Origin of the sequence: Bradyrhizobium iriomotense, from assembly GCF_018130765.1 — a bacterium.
Lineage (GTDB): Bacteria > Pseudomonadota > Alphaproteobacteria > Rhizobiales > Xanthobacteraceae > Bradyrhizobium > Bradyrhizobium iriomotense_A.
The window spans coordinates 43,733-59,161 of the sequence record NZ_JAFCJZ010000009.1; the positions used below are offsets into that span (position 1 = coordinate 43,733).

Here is a 15,429-nt window from a genome sequence, read left to right on the forward strand (position 1 = left end):
GGCCGTTTGCGGCGTCGGCGAAATTGGCTACAAGCGGCCTGAACTTGGGGAATCTCCAGACCGGCGTTGGGGTGGGTCTGGCACGGAATGATAAGGGCGCGTTGCGCATGAAGTTTGGACTGCGACTCCGGGGGGGCTTGCTCGCAACCCTGATCATGTTCGGCGCGCCGGTGGTTGCCCCGGTCGGGGCTGTTTTTGTGTCTTCGTCTGCGCTTGCTCAGACCGTCCAGTCGATTTCCGTCGAGGGAAATCGGCGCGTCGAGGTGGAGACGATCCGCTCCTATTTCAAGCCGGGTCCGGGCGGCCGCCTGGATCAGGGCGCCATCGATGACGGCCTCAAGGCGCTGATCGAGACCGGCCTGTTCCAGGACGTCAGGATCAATCGCGGCCCCGGCGGCCAGATCGTCGTCTCCGTGGTGGAAAACCCGGTGATCGGGCGCATTGCCTTCGAGGGTAACAAGAAGATCAAGGACGAGCAGCTCACTGCCGAGGTCCAATCCAAGGCGCGCGGAACCTTCTCCCGCGCCATGGTGCAGTCCGACACGCTGCGAATCGCTGAAATCTATCGCCGCTCCGGCCGCTACGACGTGCGCGTCACGCCCGAAGTCATCGAGCAGCCGAACAACCGCGTCGATCTGATCTTCACGATCGTGGAAGGCTCCAAGACCGGCGTGAAGTCGATCGAGTTCGTCGGCAACGTCGCGTTCTCGTCCTACCGCCTGCGGGACGTCATCAAGACGCGCGAATCGAACCTTCTCAGCTTCCTTGCCAGCGGCGACATCTACGACCCTGATCGTGTCGAGGCCGACCGCGACCTGCTCCGCCGCTTCTACCTCAAGAACGGTTTTGCCGACGTCCAGGTCGTGGCCGCGCTCACCGAATACGATCCGGAGAAGAAGGGCTTCAACGTCACCTTCAAGATCGAGGAAGGCTCGCAGTATCGCGTCGGCGCGGTCGACTTCCGCTCCAGCATTCCGAACTTCGATCCGTCTTCGATGCGGGCCTATTCGCGCGTCGGTGTCGGCTCGCTCTACAACGTCGAATCGGTCGAGAAGTCGGTCGAGGAGATGCAGATCGAAGCCTCGCGCCGCGGCTATGCCTTCGCCGTGGTCCGTCCCGGCGGCGACCGCAATTTCGAGGCGCACACGGTGTCCGTCGTGTTCAACATCGACGAGGGCCCGCGCACCTATATCGAGCGCATCAACCTGCGCGGCAACACCCGCACGCGTGACTACGTCATCCGCCGCGAGTTCGATATCTCCGAGGGCGATGCCTACAACCGCGCGCTGGTCGACCGTGCCGAGCGACGCCTAAAGAACCTCGACTACTTCAAGAGCGTCAAGATCACGACGGAGCCCGGCTCGTCGAGCGACCGCGTCATCCTGATCGTCGACATGGAAGAGAAATCGACCGGCGACTTCTCGATCTCGGGCGGTTACTCCACGACCGACGGCGCGCTGGCCGAAGTTTCGGTCTCCGAGCGCAACCTGCTCGGCCGCGGCCTGTTCGCCAAGGCGTCGGTGACCTACGGCCAGTACGCGCGCGGCTATTCGCTGTCGTTCGTCGAGCCGTATCTGCTCGACTATCGCGTCGCGCTCGGCCTCGACCTCTATCAGCGCCAGCAGCTGTCCAACAGCTACATCTCCTACGGCACCAAGACGCTCGGCTTCTCGCCGCGTCTCGGCTTCTCCCTGCGTGAAGATCTGGCGCTCCAGCTGCGCTACTCGATCTACCAGCAGGAAATCTCGCTGCCGGGCTACCTTGCGAACTGTAATAACATCCAGTTCCTGCCGGATGGGACGCCGAATCCGGCCTTCAACCCGAGCCCGGCCTTCTCCAACGCGACTGGTATCCCCCTTGCCGCTTCGACCAACGGCCTCGGCTGCTACAGCGACGGCGAAGCCTCGCTGCCGGTGCGCAAGGAGCTTGCCAGCGGCAAGACCCTGACCTCGGCGCTCGGCTACACGCTGACCTACAACACGCTGGACAACAACAAGAACCCCAGCGACGGTCTGCTCGTCGACTTCCGCCAGGACTTCGCCGGCGTCGGCGGCGACGTCTCCTACCTGAAGTCGGTGATCGATGCGAAGTACTACACGCCGCTGGTGTCCGACATCGTCGGCCTCGTGCACGTGCAGAGCGGCATCCTGAACAAGATCGGCAGCAACGATCTGCGCATGCTCGATCACTTCCAGATGGGCCCGAACCTCGTCCGCGGCTTCGCCCCGAACGGCATCGGTCCGCGCGACATCAATCCGTTCGACACGCAGGACGCGCTCGGCGGCACCAAGTACTGGGGTGCTTCTCTCGAATTGCAGATGCCGTTCTGGTTCCTGCCGAAGGAAGTGGGTCTGAAGGGCGCGGTCTATGCCGACGCCGGCGGTCTGTATGACTACAAGGGCCCGACGACGTGGAGCGTGACCGGCGAAACGACCACGCCAGCCAACTCGAACTGCATCCCCTCGACCACCAATCCGGTGACCGCGGGAACCTGTACCGGCCTGATCTATGACGACAGCAAGGTGATCCGCTCGTCGGTCGGTGTCGGCCTGATCTGGCAGTCGCCGTTCGGTCCGCTGCGCTTCGACTACGCCGTGCCGCTCAGCAAGGGCAAGTACGACCGTACGCAGGAGTTCCGGTTCGGCGGCGGCACCACCTTCTAATTCGAACAGCACATCATGATCTGGTCCCTCAGTTTTCCTGGGGGACCGATCTCTAAAAAGATCGTGCTCAATCCATGAGATAAGGCATGATGCGGCCCGACCGCTTCATGCCGAAGCCGGACCGCGACGGGGTGGAATGGCGCAGCCGACCTTCTTCACAAAGCCGCCTGCCACAGCGCTGGCCGACATTGCCACGCTGACCAAGGCGCAGCTGGTCGACCCTGAGAGGGGCGGCCACGTCATTACGGGCCTGGCTTCGCTCGACGAAGCCGGCCCGATGCATCTGGCATTCTTTGACAACCTCAAATATGTCGATCAGCTCAGGGCAACCAAAGCGGGGGCCTGCCTGGTCAGTCCGCGCTTCGAGGCCGAGGTGCCCGCGCATGTGGCCGTGCTGCGGGCGAAGCAGCCGTTCCGCGCCTTCGTCGGGATCGCCCGGGAATGGCATGCGGACGCGCTGAGGCCGCAATCCTGGACCGGCAATGACGGCATCGCCCCGTCGGCCATCATCGATCCCACGGCCCGGCTCGAGGACGGCGTGATCGTCGAGCCGCTGGCGGTGATCGGCGCGGATGTCGAGATCGGCAGCGGCACGGTGGTCGGCGTCGGCGCGGTGATCGGCCCCGGCGTCAAGATCGGCCGGGACTGCAATGTCGGTGCCCGCACCGCGGTCCAGTGCGCGCTGATCGGCAACAACGTCCTGATCCATCCGGGCTGTTCGATCGGCCAGGACGGCTATGGCTTCATCTTCTTCGGCCCCGAGGGGCATCTGAAGGTGCCGCAGACCGGGCGCGTGCTGATCCAGAACGACGTCGAGGTTGGCGCCAACACCACGATCGACCGCGGCTCCTTGCGGGACACCGTGATCGGCGAGGGGACCAAAATCGACAATCAGGTCCAGATCGGCCACAATGTCACGATCGGTCGGCATTGCCTGCTGGCGGCCCAGATCGGCCTCGCGGGCAGCCTGACCATTGGCGACAACGTGGCGCTCGGAGCGAAGGTGGGCATCAACAATCACCTCAAGATCGGCGATGGAGCCCAGGTGACCGCGATGAGCGCGGTCAAGGATGACATTCCGCCGGGCGGCCGCTGGGGCGGGCATTTCGCCAAGCCGACCAAACAATGGTTCAAGGAGATCATCGCGGTGGAGCGCCTGGTACGCGACAGCAAGGCCGATCCGAAGAACGAGGGACGGGAATGACGGCGGAATCACCTGTTAAGTTCGAGCTGGTGGATATCAACGCGATCCTCCAGACGCTGCCGCACCGCTTTCCGATGCTGCTGATCGATCGCGTGATCAACATCCGCGCCGATTACAGTGGCATCGGCATCAAGAACGTCACCTTCAACGAGCCGGCTTTCCAGGGGCATTTCCCCGAGCGTCCGGTCTATCCCGGCGTCATGATGATCGAGGCGATGGCGCAGACGGCGGGCGTGATCGGCATCAAGTCGGTCGAGGGCACCGAGAAGCCGCGCGCGGTCTATTTCCTCACCATCGACAAGTGCAAGTTCCGCAAGCCCGTGCAGCCCGGCGATACCATCGAGTATCACATGCGCTCGCTCGGTCGCCGCAAGACCATGTGGTGGTTTCACGGCGACGCCAAGGTTAACGGCCAGGTGGTCGCGGAGGCCGACGTCGGCGCCATGCTGACGGATTGAGGGGCTGCGACGGCTGCTCATGCGCTGCAGTCGTAGCGACTGCCGGCCGTCTCGCGCCTGATATTCTGGTTGAAGAACTGGCCCATGGACGGTGCACCCAGAAGGCGTTCGACCGTCTCGTCGGCTACGCCGCAATAGCGGTCATAGGCGCCGTTGATTGCGACGACGAGGTCCCGGTGCGCGCGATCGTAGCAGACGCGCTGAAGGACCGTGCTGCGGGTGATGTCGCGGCACTCGAACGTTCCGAGATCGACAAAGCGACGCCCGCCGGTCTCGACCGTCTCCGAGACGATCGGGGAGGCCGCGAGCTGTGCGAGCAGAAGTGCCAGAGCCCTGACCACGATGACTTCAAGCTCCACTTGAACATGTTGACGAGTTAGGAGGGCCGGCTCATCCAGCGCCTGAAACAGGCCGATATGATACGTCACTGGACAGATCGGGCATAGTCGCGCTAACCAGCGGAAAACTGAGCGACTTCAACACCTAACCAGACCTTCTTGATGAGTCAGATTGCTTGATGAGTAAGATTGATCCCACCGCACGGGTCGCGGACGGCGCCGTGATCGGCGAGGGCACCGAGATCGGCCCCTTCTGCATCATCGGCCCGAACGCTGTGATCGGCAAAAACTGCAAGCTGATCGGACAGGTCACGGTCATCGGCCACACCTCGGTCGGCGATGGTTGCGTGATCTCGCCGTTCGCGGTGCTGGGCGGCGCGCCCCAGGATCTCAGCTACAAGGGCGAGCCGACCACGCTCGAAATCGGTTCCGGCTGTACCATCCGCGAAGGCGCGACGATGAATGTCGGCACCATCAAGGGCGGCGGGCGGACGCGCGTCGGCAACGACGGTTATTTCATGAACAACAGCCATGTCGGCCATGACTGCATGGTCGGCAACAACGTGATCTTCGCGACCTCGGCAACGCTCGGCGGCCACTGCGAGATCGGCGACGCCGTCTATATCGGCGGCCTGTCCGCCGTGCATCAGTTCACCCGTATCGGCCCCTATGTCATGGTCGGCGGTGTCTGCGGCGTCCGCGACGACGTCATCCCGTACGGGCTCGTCAATGGCCAATATGCGGTGCTGGAGAGCCTCAACCTGATCGGCATGAAGCGTCGCAAGTTCACCAAGCAACGGCTCGCGACCGTGCGCGGCTTCTATCAGAAGCTTTTCCACGGGCCCGGCACGTTCGCCGAGCGGCTCGAGGCGGCGCGGCCGCTCGCGGGGGAAGACCCGGCCATCGCCGAAATCCTCGACTTCATCGGCAAGGGCAAGCGCCCGCTCTGTCTTCCCGCCATCGAAAAGTGAACCTGCGATGGCCGCGGACATGACATCGGCGGCTCCAGAGATTTCATCGCCGGTCGGCGTGGTCGCCGGCGGCGGTGCGATGCCGTTCGCGGTGGCGGAGTCGCTCGCGGCGCGCGGCATCACGCCGGTGCTGTTTCCCCTGCGGGGGGCCTGCGATCCGGCGCGGGTGGAAAAATTCCGCCACCGCTGGATCTCGGTCGGCCAGCTCGGCCGCGCCATGCGGCTGTTCCGCGAGGAGCGCTGCCGCGACCTGATCTTCATCGGCACCCTGGTGCGGCCTTCGCTCTCCGAGATCCGGTTCGATTTCACGACGTTGCGGCTACTCGGCAATGTCATCCGTGCCTTCCGCGGCGGCGACGATCATCTCTTGTCCGGCGTCGGGCGCATTCTCGAGCAAGGCGGCTTTCGCATGGTCGGGATCAAGGACGTCGCGCCCGATCTCTTGATGCCCGAGGGCTGCATCAGTCGCGCCTGGCCGAACGACAACAGCAAGACCGACATCGAGCGTGGACGCGCGGTGCTGACGGCGCTCGGCCCGTTCGACATCGGGCAGGCTGCGGTCGTGATCGACGGCCATGTGGTGGCGGTCGAGGACATCGAGGGCACCGACGCGCTGCTCGCGCGCGTCGCGCGTCTGCGCGAGGAGGGCCGCATCCGCGCCGCCACCGGCCGCGGGGTGCTGGTGAAGGCGCCGAAGAGCGGCCAGGATCTGCGCTTCGACCTGCCGACGATCGGCCCGCGCACCATCGAAGGTGTCGCCAAGGCCGGCCTTGCCGGCATCGCCGTCATCGCCGGCAACACGATTGCCGCCGAGCCGCAGGCGATGATCGCGCTTGCGGACGCCAAATATCTCTTCGTCATCGGCCTGCCCAAATGATGCAGACCCGCGATCCCAAGCGAAAGATTTTTCTGATCGCGACGGAGGAATCCGGCGATCGGCTCGGCTCGGCCCTGATGAAGGTGCTGCGCCAGCGTCTCGGCGACGGCGTGCAATTCGTCGGCGTCGGCGGCCGCACCATGGCGCGCGAAGGGCTCGAGACGCTGTTTCCGATCGAGGAGCTGTCGATCGTCGGTTTCGCCGCAGTGGTGCAGCAATTGCCAAAAATCCTGCGGCTGATCCGCCAGACCGTCGATGCCGTGATCGAGGCCGCGCCGGACGCGCTCGTCATCATCGACAGTCCCGACTTTACCCATCGCGTCGCCCGCCGCGTGCGCACCAAGAATCCTGCGATCCCGGTCGTCGACTACGTGTCGCCGCAGCTATGGGCCTGGCGGCCGGGACGGGCACGGACCATGCTCGGCTATGTCGATCATGTGCTCGGCCTGTTGCCGTTCGAGCCGGAGGAATACCGCAAGCTCGGCGGTCCGCCCTGCAGCTATGTCGGCCATCCCCTGATCGAGCAATTGTCCTCGTTGCGGCCGAATGTGGAGGAGCAGAAGCGCCGCAACAGTGATCCGCCGGTGCTGTTGGCGCTGCCCGGCAGCCGCCGCAGCGAGATCCGGCATCATCTCGACGTGTTTGGCGCAGCGCTCGGCCGGCTGCAGGCGGCGGGACACGCCTTCGAGCTGATGCTGCCGACCATGCCGCATCTCGAAGTCACCGTGCGCGAAGGCATTACGAGCTGGCCGGTCAAGCCGCAAATCGTGATCGGCGAGGCCGAGAAGCGCGCCGCGTTCCGCATCGCGCACGCCGCGCTGGCGAAATCAGGCACGGTGACGCTCGAGCTCGCGCTGTCAGGTATTCCGATGGTGACGGCCTATCGTGTCGGCGCGATCGAGGCCTTCATCCTCCGCCGCGCGATCCGCGTCTCCTCGGTGATCCTCGCCAATCTCGTGATCGGCGAGGATGTCATTCCGGAGTATCTGCAGGAGGACTGCACGCCGGAAAAGCTCGCGCTGGCGCTGTCGGAGGTGCTGACCGATACGCCGCTGCGCCAGCGGCAGGTCGAGGCCTTCGCCCGGCTCGATCAGATCATGTCGACCGGCAACAAGTCGCCGAGCGTGCTCGCCGCCGATGTCGTGCTGGCGACGATGCGGAAGACGCGGCGGTAGAGACGGTCCGGTAGGGTGGGCAAAGCGAAGCGTGCCCACCATTTTGTTTTTGGTCGAAGAGAGAGACGGTGGGCACGCTGCGCTTTGCCCACCCTACGGCACTGCCCTAGGCCAAGCCGCCGTCAACGCGAAAACACTGGCTGGTGATACGCTGGCTCTCGTCGGATGCCAGGAACAGCGCCATCCGCGCGATGTCCTCAGGTGTCACCGCATCGGGAATGGCCTGGCGGGTACGAAACTCGGCGATGACCCGTTCGTCCGGATACCACAACCGGCGCTGGCGCTCGGTGATCACCATGCCCGGCGCGATCGCATTGACGCGGATGCGGTCGGGGCCGACGGACCGTGCCAGCGAGTTGGTGAAGCCGACGATGGCCGCCTTCGCAGCGGCATAGACCGGCAGCGCCGGCGCCCCGCGCATCCAGGCGATCGACGACATGTTGATGATCGAGCCGCCGCCGCGCGCCCGCATCTGCGGCACCACGGATTGTGCGGCAAAGAAGACGTGCTTCAGGTTGACGCCGATCATCCAGTCGAACTCGGCGGGCGTCACCTCCGCGAGCCCCTGGCGCTGGTCATTGGCGGCGTTGTTGACGAGCACCGCGGCGTCACCGAGCGATCGATGCACTTCAGCCATCGCGCCGCGCAAGGTGTCGATGTCGAGGAGGTCGCAGGGCACGAACAGCGGCGCGGCAGAGGAGATCTTCGACAATTCCTGAGCCAGCGCTTCGCCTGCTTGCGTATCGATGTCGAGGAACGCGACGCGGGCGCCTTGGCCTGCGAAGGCGCGCACGAAGGCGGCGCCGATGCCGCTGGCGCCACCGGTAATCAGCACCGCGCGGTCCGCGAGGCCGGCATAGCTCGTCTTTGTCATGCGATCAGTCGCTCCGTCTCGGGGTCGAACAGGCAAAGGCGGCGGGTGTCGAGCGCAAAGGGGGCGGAGGTGCCCGGTGCGGGGCGGACGTCCGGTGAGATGCGCGCCTGTGCGGGCTCGCCGCCAAGCCGCAGCAGGACGATGGTCTCGGCCCCCGTGGGTTCGATCATCTCGACCGGCGCGGTGACGACAACCGGCGCGCAGGACGCGCCGGAGAACGCGCGGTCGCCTTCGGCGATGCATTCCGGCCTGATTCCAAGCACCACCTCGCGGCCGACATAGGATGCGGCGGCATCGTAGCCCTGCAAATGCAGACGCACCTCGTCCGGTCGCCCGGCGCCGATCACGACCACCGGCCCGCGGCCATCCGCCTCGAGCCGTGCCGGCATCGTGTTCATCGGCGGTGAGCCCATGAAGCGGGCGACGAACAGATTGGCGGGATAGCGGTACACGGTGTCGGGGTCGGCGAACTGCTGCACCACGCCGCGATGCATCACGGCGATGCGGGTCGCCATCGTCATGGCCTCGATTTGGTCATGGGTGACGTAGACGATGGTGGCGCCGATACGCTGATGCAGGCGCTTGATCTCCATCCGCATCTCGACGCGCAGCTTGGCATCGAGATTGGAGAGCGGCTCGTCGAACAGGAAGAGCAGGGGATTGCGCACCAGCGCCCGGCCCATCGCCACGCGCTGGCGCTGGCCGCCGGACAGTTGCGACGGCTTGCGGCCGAGCAGCGGCTCGATCTGGAGCAGCCGGGCCACGTTCGCCAGCGCCTTCTCCTGCTCCGCCTTGGCAACGCGGCGGCACTCCATGCCGAAGGTGATGTTCTGGCGCACGGTCATCGAGGGATAGAGCGCATAGGACTGGAACACCATGGCGATGTCGCGGTCCTTCGGGGGTACGTCGTTGACGATGCGCCCACCGATCTCGATCGTGCCGGCGCTGGGATGGTCGAGCCCGGCGACGATGTTGAGCAGCGTGGACTTGCCGCAGCCTGACGGCCCGACCAGCACGGTGAACTCGCCGCTCTCGATGTCGAGATCGATGCCCTTCAGCACCTCCAGATTGGCGTAGCGCTTCGACAGCGCGCGAATGCTCAGTGCTGCCATGATGGCCTCATCATTTCACGGCCCCGGCGGTGAGGCCTCGCACGAAGTACCGGCCGCCGAGGAGATAGATCAACAGGGTGGGTAGCGCCGCGATGATTACCGCAGCGCTCTGCACGCCATGCTGCGGGATATCCGCGATGGCGGCGGACAGCGCGATGAGGGCGGCCGTAACCGGTTGCTGCTGGCCGGTCGTGAATGTCACGCCGTAGAGGAACTCGTTCCAGATGTGCGTGAACTGCCAGATCACGGTGACGATCAGGATGGGGGCCGAGAGCGGCAGGATGATCCGCCAGAAAATCCGAAAGAACCCGGCGCCATCGATGCGCGCGGCCCTGATCAATTCATGTGGAATGGCGATGTAGTAGTTTCGGCAGAACAGCGTGGTGAAGGAGAGCCCCTGGATGGTGTGAATCAGCACGAGGCCTGTCAGCGTGTTGATGAGGCCGATGTCCCGCAGAACGATGGTCCAGGGAAGCAGGCGCATCTGCTGGGGCAGGAAGAGGCCGAGGGTCACGATGCCGTAGATCCAGTTGTCGCCGCGAAAACGCCAGAGCGACACGGCGTATCCGGCAATCGCGCCGAGCAGGGTCGAGATGATCGTCGCCGGGATCGTGACGAGCGCGGAATTCAGCATGTAGGGCCGGATGCCGGCGCAGGTCTCGGCGACGCAGAAGCCGCTCCAGGCCCTCGCATAATTGCTCCAGGCCCATTGTTGCGGCCAGCCGATCATCGAGGCCTGCGCGATCTCCTCGTTGGTCCGGAGCGAGTTCAGGACGACGACAACCAGCGGCGCGAGATAGGCTGCGGCGATCAGCAAGACGCAGAGATAGATCAGAAACCGGCTCGGTGCGAAGGTTCGCTCACGCATGGGTCGCCCGCCGTCGCTGGACATAGCGCCACGCCGCATAGGGCAGCAGCACCGCGAGAAGGATGAGCAGCATCAGCACGGCTGCCGCAGCGCCCCGGCCAAGCTGGCTGCGCTGGAACATGAGGTCGTAGACGACGAGGGCCGGCAGCTGGGTGGCGATCCCGGGCCCGCCATTGGTGAGGGCGCGGACGAGGTCGAAGGCCGAGATCGCGAACTGCAGCTGGACGACGATGACGGTGATGGTGATCGGCCAAAGCGTCGGCAGGATGACGCGCCAGTAGGTCCGGATAGCTCCGGCGCCGTCGATCTGCGCGGCCTTGATGATGTCGGCGTCGACCGACCGAAGGCCGGCAAGGAAGAGCGCCATGGCGAAGCCTGAGGACTGCCAGATCGCGGCGATGACGATGGTCCAGATGGCCATGTCGCGGTCGACCAGCCAGTCGAACCGGAAGGAGGTCCAGCCGAGATCGTGGACGAGCTTCTGGATCCCGATGCCGGGATTGAGCAGCCAGCTCCAGACCGTGCCGGTGACGACGAACGACACCGCCAGCGGGTAGAGGAAGATGGATCGCAGCACATTCTCGCCGCGAATGCGCTGATCGAGCAGGATCGCGAGCATGAGGCCGGTGATCAGGCTCAGCAGCACGAAGGCGCTGCCAAACAGCAGCAGGTTGTCGAAGGCGATCTGCCAGTTCCGCGACGCCAGCACCGCATTGTAGTTGCGCATCCCCACCCAGCCCGTAACAGGGACAAGCGTGGAGGGCGTGAACGAAATCCAGATTGTCCAGAGCGAAAACGAGATGAGATGCGCCGCCGACAACAGCAGCGGCACCCAGATCATCAGGTATTCGGGCAACCGACCGACCGCGCCGGAGATTGCCGGCCGGCCCGTTGCTGGAGAGGCGATGTCGGTCAACGCGCGCCCTCGACGGCCTCGGCGAGGCGGGTGACCGCCTGCTCCGGCTTGATCGTCTTGTTCTTCACGTACTCGGTGAGCACGTCGATCATCGCGGCGGTCAGGCCGTTTTCCTGCGCCATGTTGTGGGCAAGGCTGAGGACGGCCTGATTGTTGGCGACAGCATCCTTGAGCGCGGCTGCCGTTCGCCGCTGACCATCCGACCAGCCTTCACCGGAGAGGTCGACATCGGTGCGCACGGGGATCGATCCCGTGATCTGCGAATACATGGTCTGGATCGCCGGATCCATGACGAGCTGGGCCATCAGCGTCTGCCCGGCCTGCAGATCGGGCTCCTTGCGCTGCCAGAAGATGAAGGCATCGGCATTCAGTAGGAAGACCGGTTTGCCGTTGTCGCTGGGGCCCGGCACGATGATGAAATCGTCGAACTTGAAACCGGCGTTGCGCAGCACGCCTTGCGCCCAGCCACCCTGGATCATCATGCCCATCTCGCCGTCGATGAAACGCTTCAAATTGGTGGCATAGGGCTGGGCGCCGACATTGGGGTCCATCCACTCGGAGATCCTGCGCACCTGTACGAAGGCAGCCTTGATCTCGGGGCCCTCCAGGGCCTTCTTGTCGAGATTCATGATGGCTGCGCGGTATGCGGTGGGACTGATGCCGGCGAGCGAGGCCTCGAATTTCTGGCCGTCGTCGGGGCGGGTGCCGCCATTGGCGATGGGATAGGTGATGCCGCCCGATTTCATCTTCTCGGCGAGATCGTTGAAGTCAGCCCAGGTGACGGGGGTCTTGTCGGCCTTGGCCTTGTCCATCGCGCGTTTGGAGAGGAACAGCATGTTGGTGCTGTAGATCTGCAAGGGCAGCGCAATCCACTTGCCGCCAGGCTTGTGCAATTTTGCAAGATCCGGAGCGACGACCTTTTCGTAACCAGCGGCCGCGACAATGGCGTCGAGATCGACGGTCGGGGCAATCTTCGACCAGGCTGCGATCTCGGGACCCTTGAGCTGCGAGCAGGCCGGCGGATCGCCGGCGATGATCTGGGCACGCAGCTTGTTCATCATCTCGGTGGTGAAGCCGGGGACGGGCGAGTGCTGCCAGACCCCGCCTTTCTCCTCGAATTTCTTGCCGAGCGCCGTGATCGCCGCTCCGTCACTGCCCGCGGACCATTGCGAGATCGCGGTCAGGCGCGGCTTGACCGCGCCTTGCGCGCGGGCAAATGCCGGCAGTGCAAGCGCGGCAACGGATCCAGCGAGCAGACGACGCCTTGTTGTTGTGATCGGCATGGCAAGTTCCTCCCGGTGTGAACTCTCGTGGCGCGTGCAGGCTGCGCGGCTCAGGGCATGTCAGGCAGCCTCCGTCGATGCGGCGGGCATGCCACCGCTTCTGGCGAGGCAGAAGGCGGCGAAGGCAAGCGCGGCCTGCGGATCATTGCCGGTCGAGGGCGGCACGAAGGCGAGGGATACTTGCGCCAATTTGCGACCGCCCAGCAGGCAGGCGTCGATCCCGTCGATCACCGACTTACGGTCTTGCTCGGCGAGAAGCGACGGCCAGCCGCTGATCGCGACCCCGCCGCAAGGCTTCACGTTCAGCGTGTTGCCGATCGCAAGGCCGAGCCGGAACAGCCGCCGGCGCAACTCCTGGCGAATGCGCGACGAGAGCGGGATCGCGTTGACCCATTCGTGGCCGAGCTGAAGCAACTCGGTTTCGGAAACGCCAAGAAGCTCGGCCAGGGCCGGCAGTGACGTGTAGGCCTCGACGCAGCCATGATGTCCGCAGCGGCAGCGCGGTCCATCCGGCCCGAACACCATGTGGCCGAGCTCGATCGGCTGCAGGGCATCAGTTTCGGCCGGATCATCCATCCAGGCGCCGGCGACGCCGTGGCTGACAAAGACGAACAGATGCGTGTCGCTGAAGGGATAATTCTCCGTGCGGCAGCGGTGAAAGGTGGCGTGCGCCACGACCGAATTGGTGAACTCGGCCGGCACGCCCGCAAACATCTCGCCGAGCATGTCACGGATGCGCCCGACGTCGCAGGGGATGATCGGATTGCCCGACACGCTGAGCCGGCCGAGGCCGGGGATGGAGACGCCGATCTGCGCGAGGGTGATGCGGCGGCGGCGCGTCCAGTCGCGCAGCAATGTCATCGCCTCGCGGAACACACGGCCGACGGACTCGACGGTCGGCGTCTTCGGCAGCGGAACACGCTCGGCGTAGTGCAGCTCGCCCGACAGGCTGCCAACGCCGACGCTGAGCCGCTGGGCGCTCAGCTCGAAGGCGGCGAGCGCCACCGAGCCATCGAGTGCGACCAGCGCCGTGGGGCCTCCGACGTAAGGGGCAGGGCGCCGCACTTCCTCGATCAGGCCTTCCGTTTTCAGGTCAAACAGGATGCGCGACAGGCTCGCTTCCGACAGGCGCACGGCCTTGGCCAGCGGCGGCCGAAACGAGCCGCCCGACTGAAGCAGATGAGTCAAAATGGCAGCGCGCGTCTGCCGCCGACTTCTCGGCTGCTCCGGCATTTCCATCCCTGTCGTCATTCTTACTTAGTGTAAGAATTTGCGCGCGGACCGTTTCGACTGTCAAGCGTTTGCCGGCGTGATGCGCCGACTTGTTGTTGTGCGCGGCAGCAAGGTCGCGCACGCAACTGCACGCGAGATCGCCGATCCCGTCCTCGACTTGTGCGGGACGCGACACTTCACGACAGACGCGCGACGTCGACGATGATCCGTTTGCGGTTGTCCGGATCGACCAGGACAGGCAACACGACGCCCGCGGCGGTGCGGCTCTCGCGGCGGCTCGAGCTGCTGAATGACATGCGCGTGACCGTCTCCCAGGCCGCTCCGCCGTTGGGGTCGTTCACCGTGACGGCGATGTCCCACGTCCCGCCGGGTGCGCTGCTCGGTTTCACCTCATGCGCGGTCAGCACCTTCGCCGTCGTCGGAACCAGGCCGAGCGCGGCGGCGCCGCCAGCCAGCGCAATCTCCGTCTGCTGCGGCGCAAGTCCATTGACCAGCGCCGGCGACGATGCGGCATGCTCCGCCTCGCGCCAGACGCGCGGAAACGGGCGTCGGCCGGACGCGTCGGCCTGGTGCTCGCTACGCAAATCTGCCGCCAGCTTTTCGGCGGCTTCGCGCCCGGCCGGCACCCGATCCCATTCGATCCTGAACCGCGTGGGATCAGCGAGGTCTACGGTGACGGGAAGCACCGCGCCGGGGCGCGGCCATTTCGCCTTGGGCACGTCATAGCCGCTATACCGCACGGCCGCCGCAGCGAGGCGTTCCGCGGTGACCACCCCGTCTATGTCGCATCTCGGATAAAGCACCATCTCGCCAGCCACATCTGGGAACGGCGAGCAGGCCACGACCTGCAGCAATCCGTCGACCGGGTTCGTGATCCGCATCGGCTTGTCCCACGCTTCGCTCGCTCTGTCGGACCCTGCCAAACAAAAACGGCGCCATCGTGAGAGGGCACCGTTTCCGACCGCTCGCTGTCTTGCGGATCATGGGGCGGTCGGCGGCGTGCCTTCCGGCCATTCCGGCAACTCAGCCTTCGGGTCGTACCAGTTGGCGGCGTCCGATCGCCAGATGTGGACCTCGGGCCGTTCTGCGATTGGTGTGTCCAGGCAACCCATCCGCAGCAGGACGGTGCTCTTGCCGTCGCGCGCAGCAACGATGTGCGATCCGCATTGCGAGCAGAAATAGCGGGTCTTGCCGGGCGAGGATTCGAAGCCGCGCAGCAGCTCTTCGCCCTTGGTCCAGCGAAAGCGATCGCGAGGGACATTGGTGACGGTGGAGAAGGCGGAGCCGTGCGTCTTGCGGCAGGTCTGGCAATGGCAGTGGACGATCATGCTCGGGGTGGCGTCGACCTCGTAGGCAACGTTTCCGCAGAGACAGCTTCCGGTCAGCATCAGGGTGTCCTTTCCATTGGAGGCCGTAGGGTGGATTAGCCGAAGGCGTAATCCACCAGCTTTGTCGCC

General features: G+C 65.1%; 15 protein-coding genes. 6 read left to right on the forward strand and 9 right to left on the reverse strand.

The features are described from left to right. Window positions 1-107: 107 nt before the first annotated feature. From bamA to fabZ, 3 genes are all read left to right on the forward strand, one after another. The gene (gene bamA, locus JQ635_RS17090; protein WP_211411012.1) at window positions 108-2,663 is read left to right on the forward strand and encodes an outer membrane protein assembly factor BamA; all 2,556 of its coding nucleotides are present in this window, start codon (window positions 108-110) and stop codon (window positions 2,661-2,663) included. Window positions 2,664-2,799: 136 nt separating this feature from the next. Then, window positions 2,800-3,867 (forward strand): UDP-3-O-(3-hydroxymyristoyl)glucosamine N-acyltransferase, encoded by a 1,068-nt coding sequence (lpxD, locus tag JQ635_RS17095; protein ID WP_211411013.1) that lies wholly within the window; start codon window positions 2,800-2,802, stop codon window positions 3,865-3,867. After that, window positions 3,864-4,325, forward strand: a complete 462-nt coding sequence (gene fabZ / locus JQ635_RS17100) for a 3-hydroxyacyl-ACP dehydratase FabZ (RefSeq protein ID WP_211411014.1) — start codon at window positions 3,864-3,866, stop codon at window positions 4,323-4,325. Before lpxD ends, fabZ begins: the two co-directional genes overlap by 4 nt. Window positions 4,326-4,342: 17 nt before the next feature. On the opposite strand, the gene JQ635_RS17105 is transcribed toward fabZ, so the two are convergent. Then, complete coding sequence (locus JQ635_RS17105) at window positions 4,343-4,666, reverse strand: KTSC domain-containing protein (RefSeq protein ID WP_211411015.1); 324 nt, start codon at window positions 4,664-4,666, stop codon at window positions 4,343-4,345. A 176-nt stretch (window positions 4,667-4,842) separates the two neighbouring features. On the opposite strand from JQ635_RS17105, the gene lpxA reads away from it, so the two are divergent. Genes lpxA through lpxB form a run of 3 tightly spaced genes read left to right on the forward strand, consistent with a single transcriptional unit; the run spans window position 4,843 to window position 7,686 of the window. Continuing rightward, window positions 4,843-5,634, forward strand: a complete 792-nt coding sequence (gene lpxA / locus JQ635_RS17110) for an acyl-ACP--UDP-N-acetylglucosamine O-acyltransferase (protein ID WP_211411016.1) — start codon at window positions 4,843-4,845, stop codon at window positions 5,632-5,634. 19 nt (window positions 5,635-5,653) lie between these two features. Continuing rightward, window positions 5,654-6,511 carry an LpxI family protein gene (locus tag JQ635_RS17115; protein WP_211411200.1) on the forward strand — a complete coding sequence of 286 codons (858 nt, stop codon included), beginning with the start codon at window positions 5,654-5,656 and terminating at the stop codon, window positions 6,509-6,511. Continuing rightward, a complete protein-coding gene (lpxB, locus tag JQ635_RS17120) occupies window positions 6,508-7,686 on the forward strand; it encodes a lipid-A-disaccharide synthase (RefSeq protein ID WP_211411017.1) in 1,179 nt (392 codons plus the stop codon). Before JQ635_RS17115 ends, lpxB begins: the two co-directional genes overlap by 4 nt. Before the next feature lie 106 nt (window positions 7,687-7,792). Here the strand turns inward: lpxB and JQ635_RS17125 are convergent, their stop codons facing one another. The 8 genes from JQ635_RS17125 to JQ635_RS17160 all read right to left on the reverse strand — a co-directional run bounded on the left by JQ635_RS17125 (window position 7,793) and on the right by JQ635_RS17160 (window position 15,360). After that, window positions 7,793-8,560 carry an SDR family NAD(P)-dependent oxidoreductase gene (locus JQ635_RS17125; protein WP_211411018.1) on the reverse strand — a complete coding sequence of 256 codons (768 nt, stop codon included), beginning with the start codon at window positions 8,558-8,560 and terminating at the stop codon, window positions 7,793-7,795. Further along, entirely contained in the window at window positions 8,557-9,672 is a 1,116-nt protein-coding gene (locus JQ635_RS17130; RefSeq protein WP_211411019.1) for an ABC transporter ATP-binding protein, read from the reverse strand. The genes JQ635_RS17125 and JQ635_RS17130 overlap by 4 nt, the downstream gene beginning before the upstream one ends. A gap of 10 nt (window positions 9,673-9,682) precedes the next feature. After that, window positions 9,683-10,540 carry a carbohydrate ABC transporter permease gene (locus JQ635_RS17135; RefSeq protein ID WP_211411020.1) on the reverse strand — a complete coding sequence of 286 codons (858 nt, stop codon included), beginning with the start codon at window positions 10,538-10,540 and terminating at the stop codon, window positions 9,683-9,685. Continuing rightward, window positions 10,533-11,381, reverse strand: a complete 849-nt coding sequence (locus JQ635_RS17140) for a carbohydrate ABC transporter permease (protein WP_246583612.1) — start codon at window positions 11,379-11,381, stop codon at window positions 10,533-10,535. The genes JQ635_RS17135 and JQ635_RS17140 overlap by 8 nt, the downstream gene beginning before the upstream one ends. A 71-nt stretch (window positions 11,382-11,452) precedes the next feature. Next, complete coding sequence (locus tag JQ635_RS17145; RefSeq protein ID WP_211411022.1) at window positions 11,453-12,739, reverse strand: ABC transporter substrate-binding protein; 1,287 nt, start codon at window positions 12,737-12,739, stop codon at window positions 11,453-11,455. 60 nt (window positions 12,740-12,799) lie between these two features. Then, complete coding sequence (locus JQ635_RS17150) at window positions 12,800-13,978, reverse strand: ROK family transcriptional regulator (protein ID WP_211411201.1); 1,179 nt, start codon at window positions 13,976-13,978, stop codon at window positions 12,800-12,802. A 170-nt stretch (window positions 13,979-14,148) separates the two neighbouring features. Further along, window positions 14,149-14,853, reverse strand: coding sequence for a hypothetical protein (locus JQ635_RS17155; RefSeq protein WP_246583601.1), 705 nt, complete (start codon window positions 14,851-14,853; stop codon window positions 14,149-14,151). 99 nt (window positions 14,854-14,952) lie between these two features. Further along, window positions 14,953-15,360 carry a GFA family protein gene (locus JQ635_RS17160; protein WP_211411023.1) on the reverse strand — a complete coding sequence of 136 codons (408 nt, stop codon included), beginning with the start codon at window positions 15,358-15,360 and terminating at the stop codon, window positions 14,953-14,955. Window positions 15,361-15,429: the final 69 nt, after the last annotated feature.

Excerpts from the sequence above, each read along its gene's own strand:
- bamA (WP_211411012.1), top strand. The coding sequence starts at position 108 with ATGAAGTTTGGACTGCGACTCCGGGGGGGCTTGCTCGCAACCCTGATC.
- lpxD (WP_211411013.1), top strand. The coding sequence starts at position 2,800 with ATGGCGCAGCCGACCTTCTTCACAAAGCCGCCTGCCACAGCGCTGGCC.
- fabZ (WP_211411014.1), top strand. The coding sequence starts at position 3,864 with ATGACGGCGGAATCACCTGTTAAGTTCGAGCTGGTGGATATCAACGCG.
- lpxA (WP_211411016.1), top strand. The coding sequence starts at position 4,843 with ATGAGTAAGATTGATCCCACCGCACGGGTCGCGGACGGCGCCGTGATC.
- JQ635_RS17115 (WP_211411200.1), top strand. The coding sequence starts at position 5,654 with ATGACATCGGCGGCTCCAGAGATTTCATCGCCGGTCGGCGTGGTCGCC.
- lpxB (WP_211411017.1), top strand. The coding sequence starts at position 6,508 with ATGATGCAGACCCGCGATCCCAAGCGAAAGATTTTTCTGATCGCGACG.
- JQ635_RS17125 (WP_211411018.1), bottom strand. The coding sequence starts at position 8,560 with ATGACAAAGACGAGCTATGCCGGCCTCGCGGACCGCGCGGTGCTGATT.
- JQ635_RS17130 (WP_211411019.1), bottom strand. The coding sequence starts at position 9,672 with ATGGCAGCACTGAGCATTCGCGCGCTGTCGAAGCGCTACGCCAATCTG.
- JQ635_RS17135 (WP_211411020.1), bottom strand. The coding sequence starts at position 10,540 with ATGCGTGAGCGAACCTTCGCACCGAGCCGGTTTCTGATCTATCTCTGC.
- JQ635_RS17140 (WP_246583612.1), bottom strand. The coding sequence starts at position 11,381 with ATGATCTGGGTGCCGCTGCTGTTGTCGGCGGCGCATCTCATCTCGTTT.
- JQ635_RS17145 (WP_211411022.1), bottom strand. The coding sequence starts at position 12,739 with ATGCCGATCACAACAACAAGGCGTCGTCTGCTCGCTGGATCCGTTGCC.
- JQ635_RS17150 (WP_211411201.1), bottom strand. The coding sequence starts at position 13,978 with ATGGAAATGCCGGAGCAGCCGAGAAGTCGGCGGCAGACGCGCGCTGCC.
- JQ635_RS17155 (WP_246583601.1), bottom strand. The coding sequence starts at position 14,853 with ATGCGGATCACGAACCCGGTCGACGGATTGCTGCAGGTCGTGGCCTGC.
- JQ635_RS17160 (WP_211411023.1), bottom strand. The coding sequence starts at position 15,360 with ATGCTGACCGGAAGCTGTCTCTGCGGAAACGTTGCCTACGAGGTCGAC.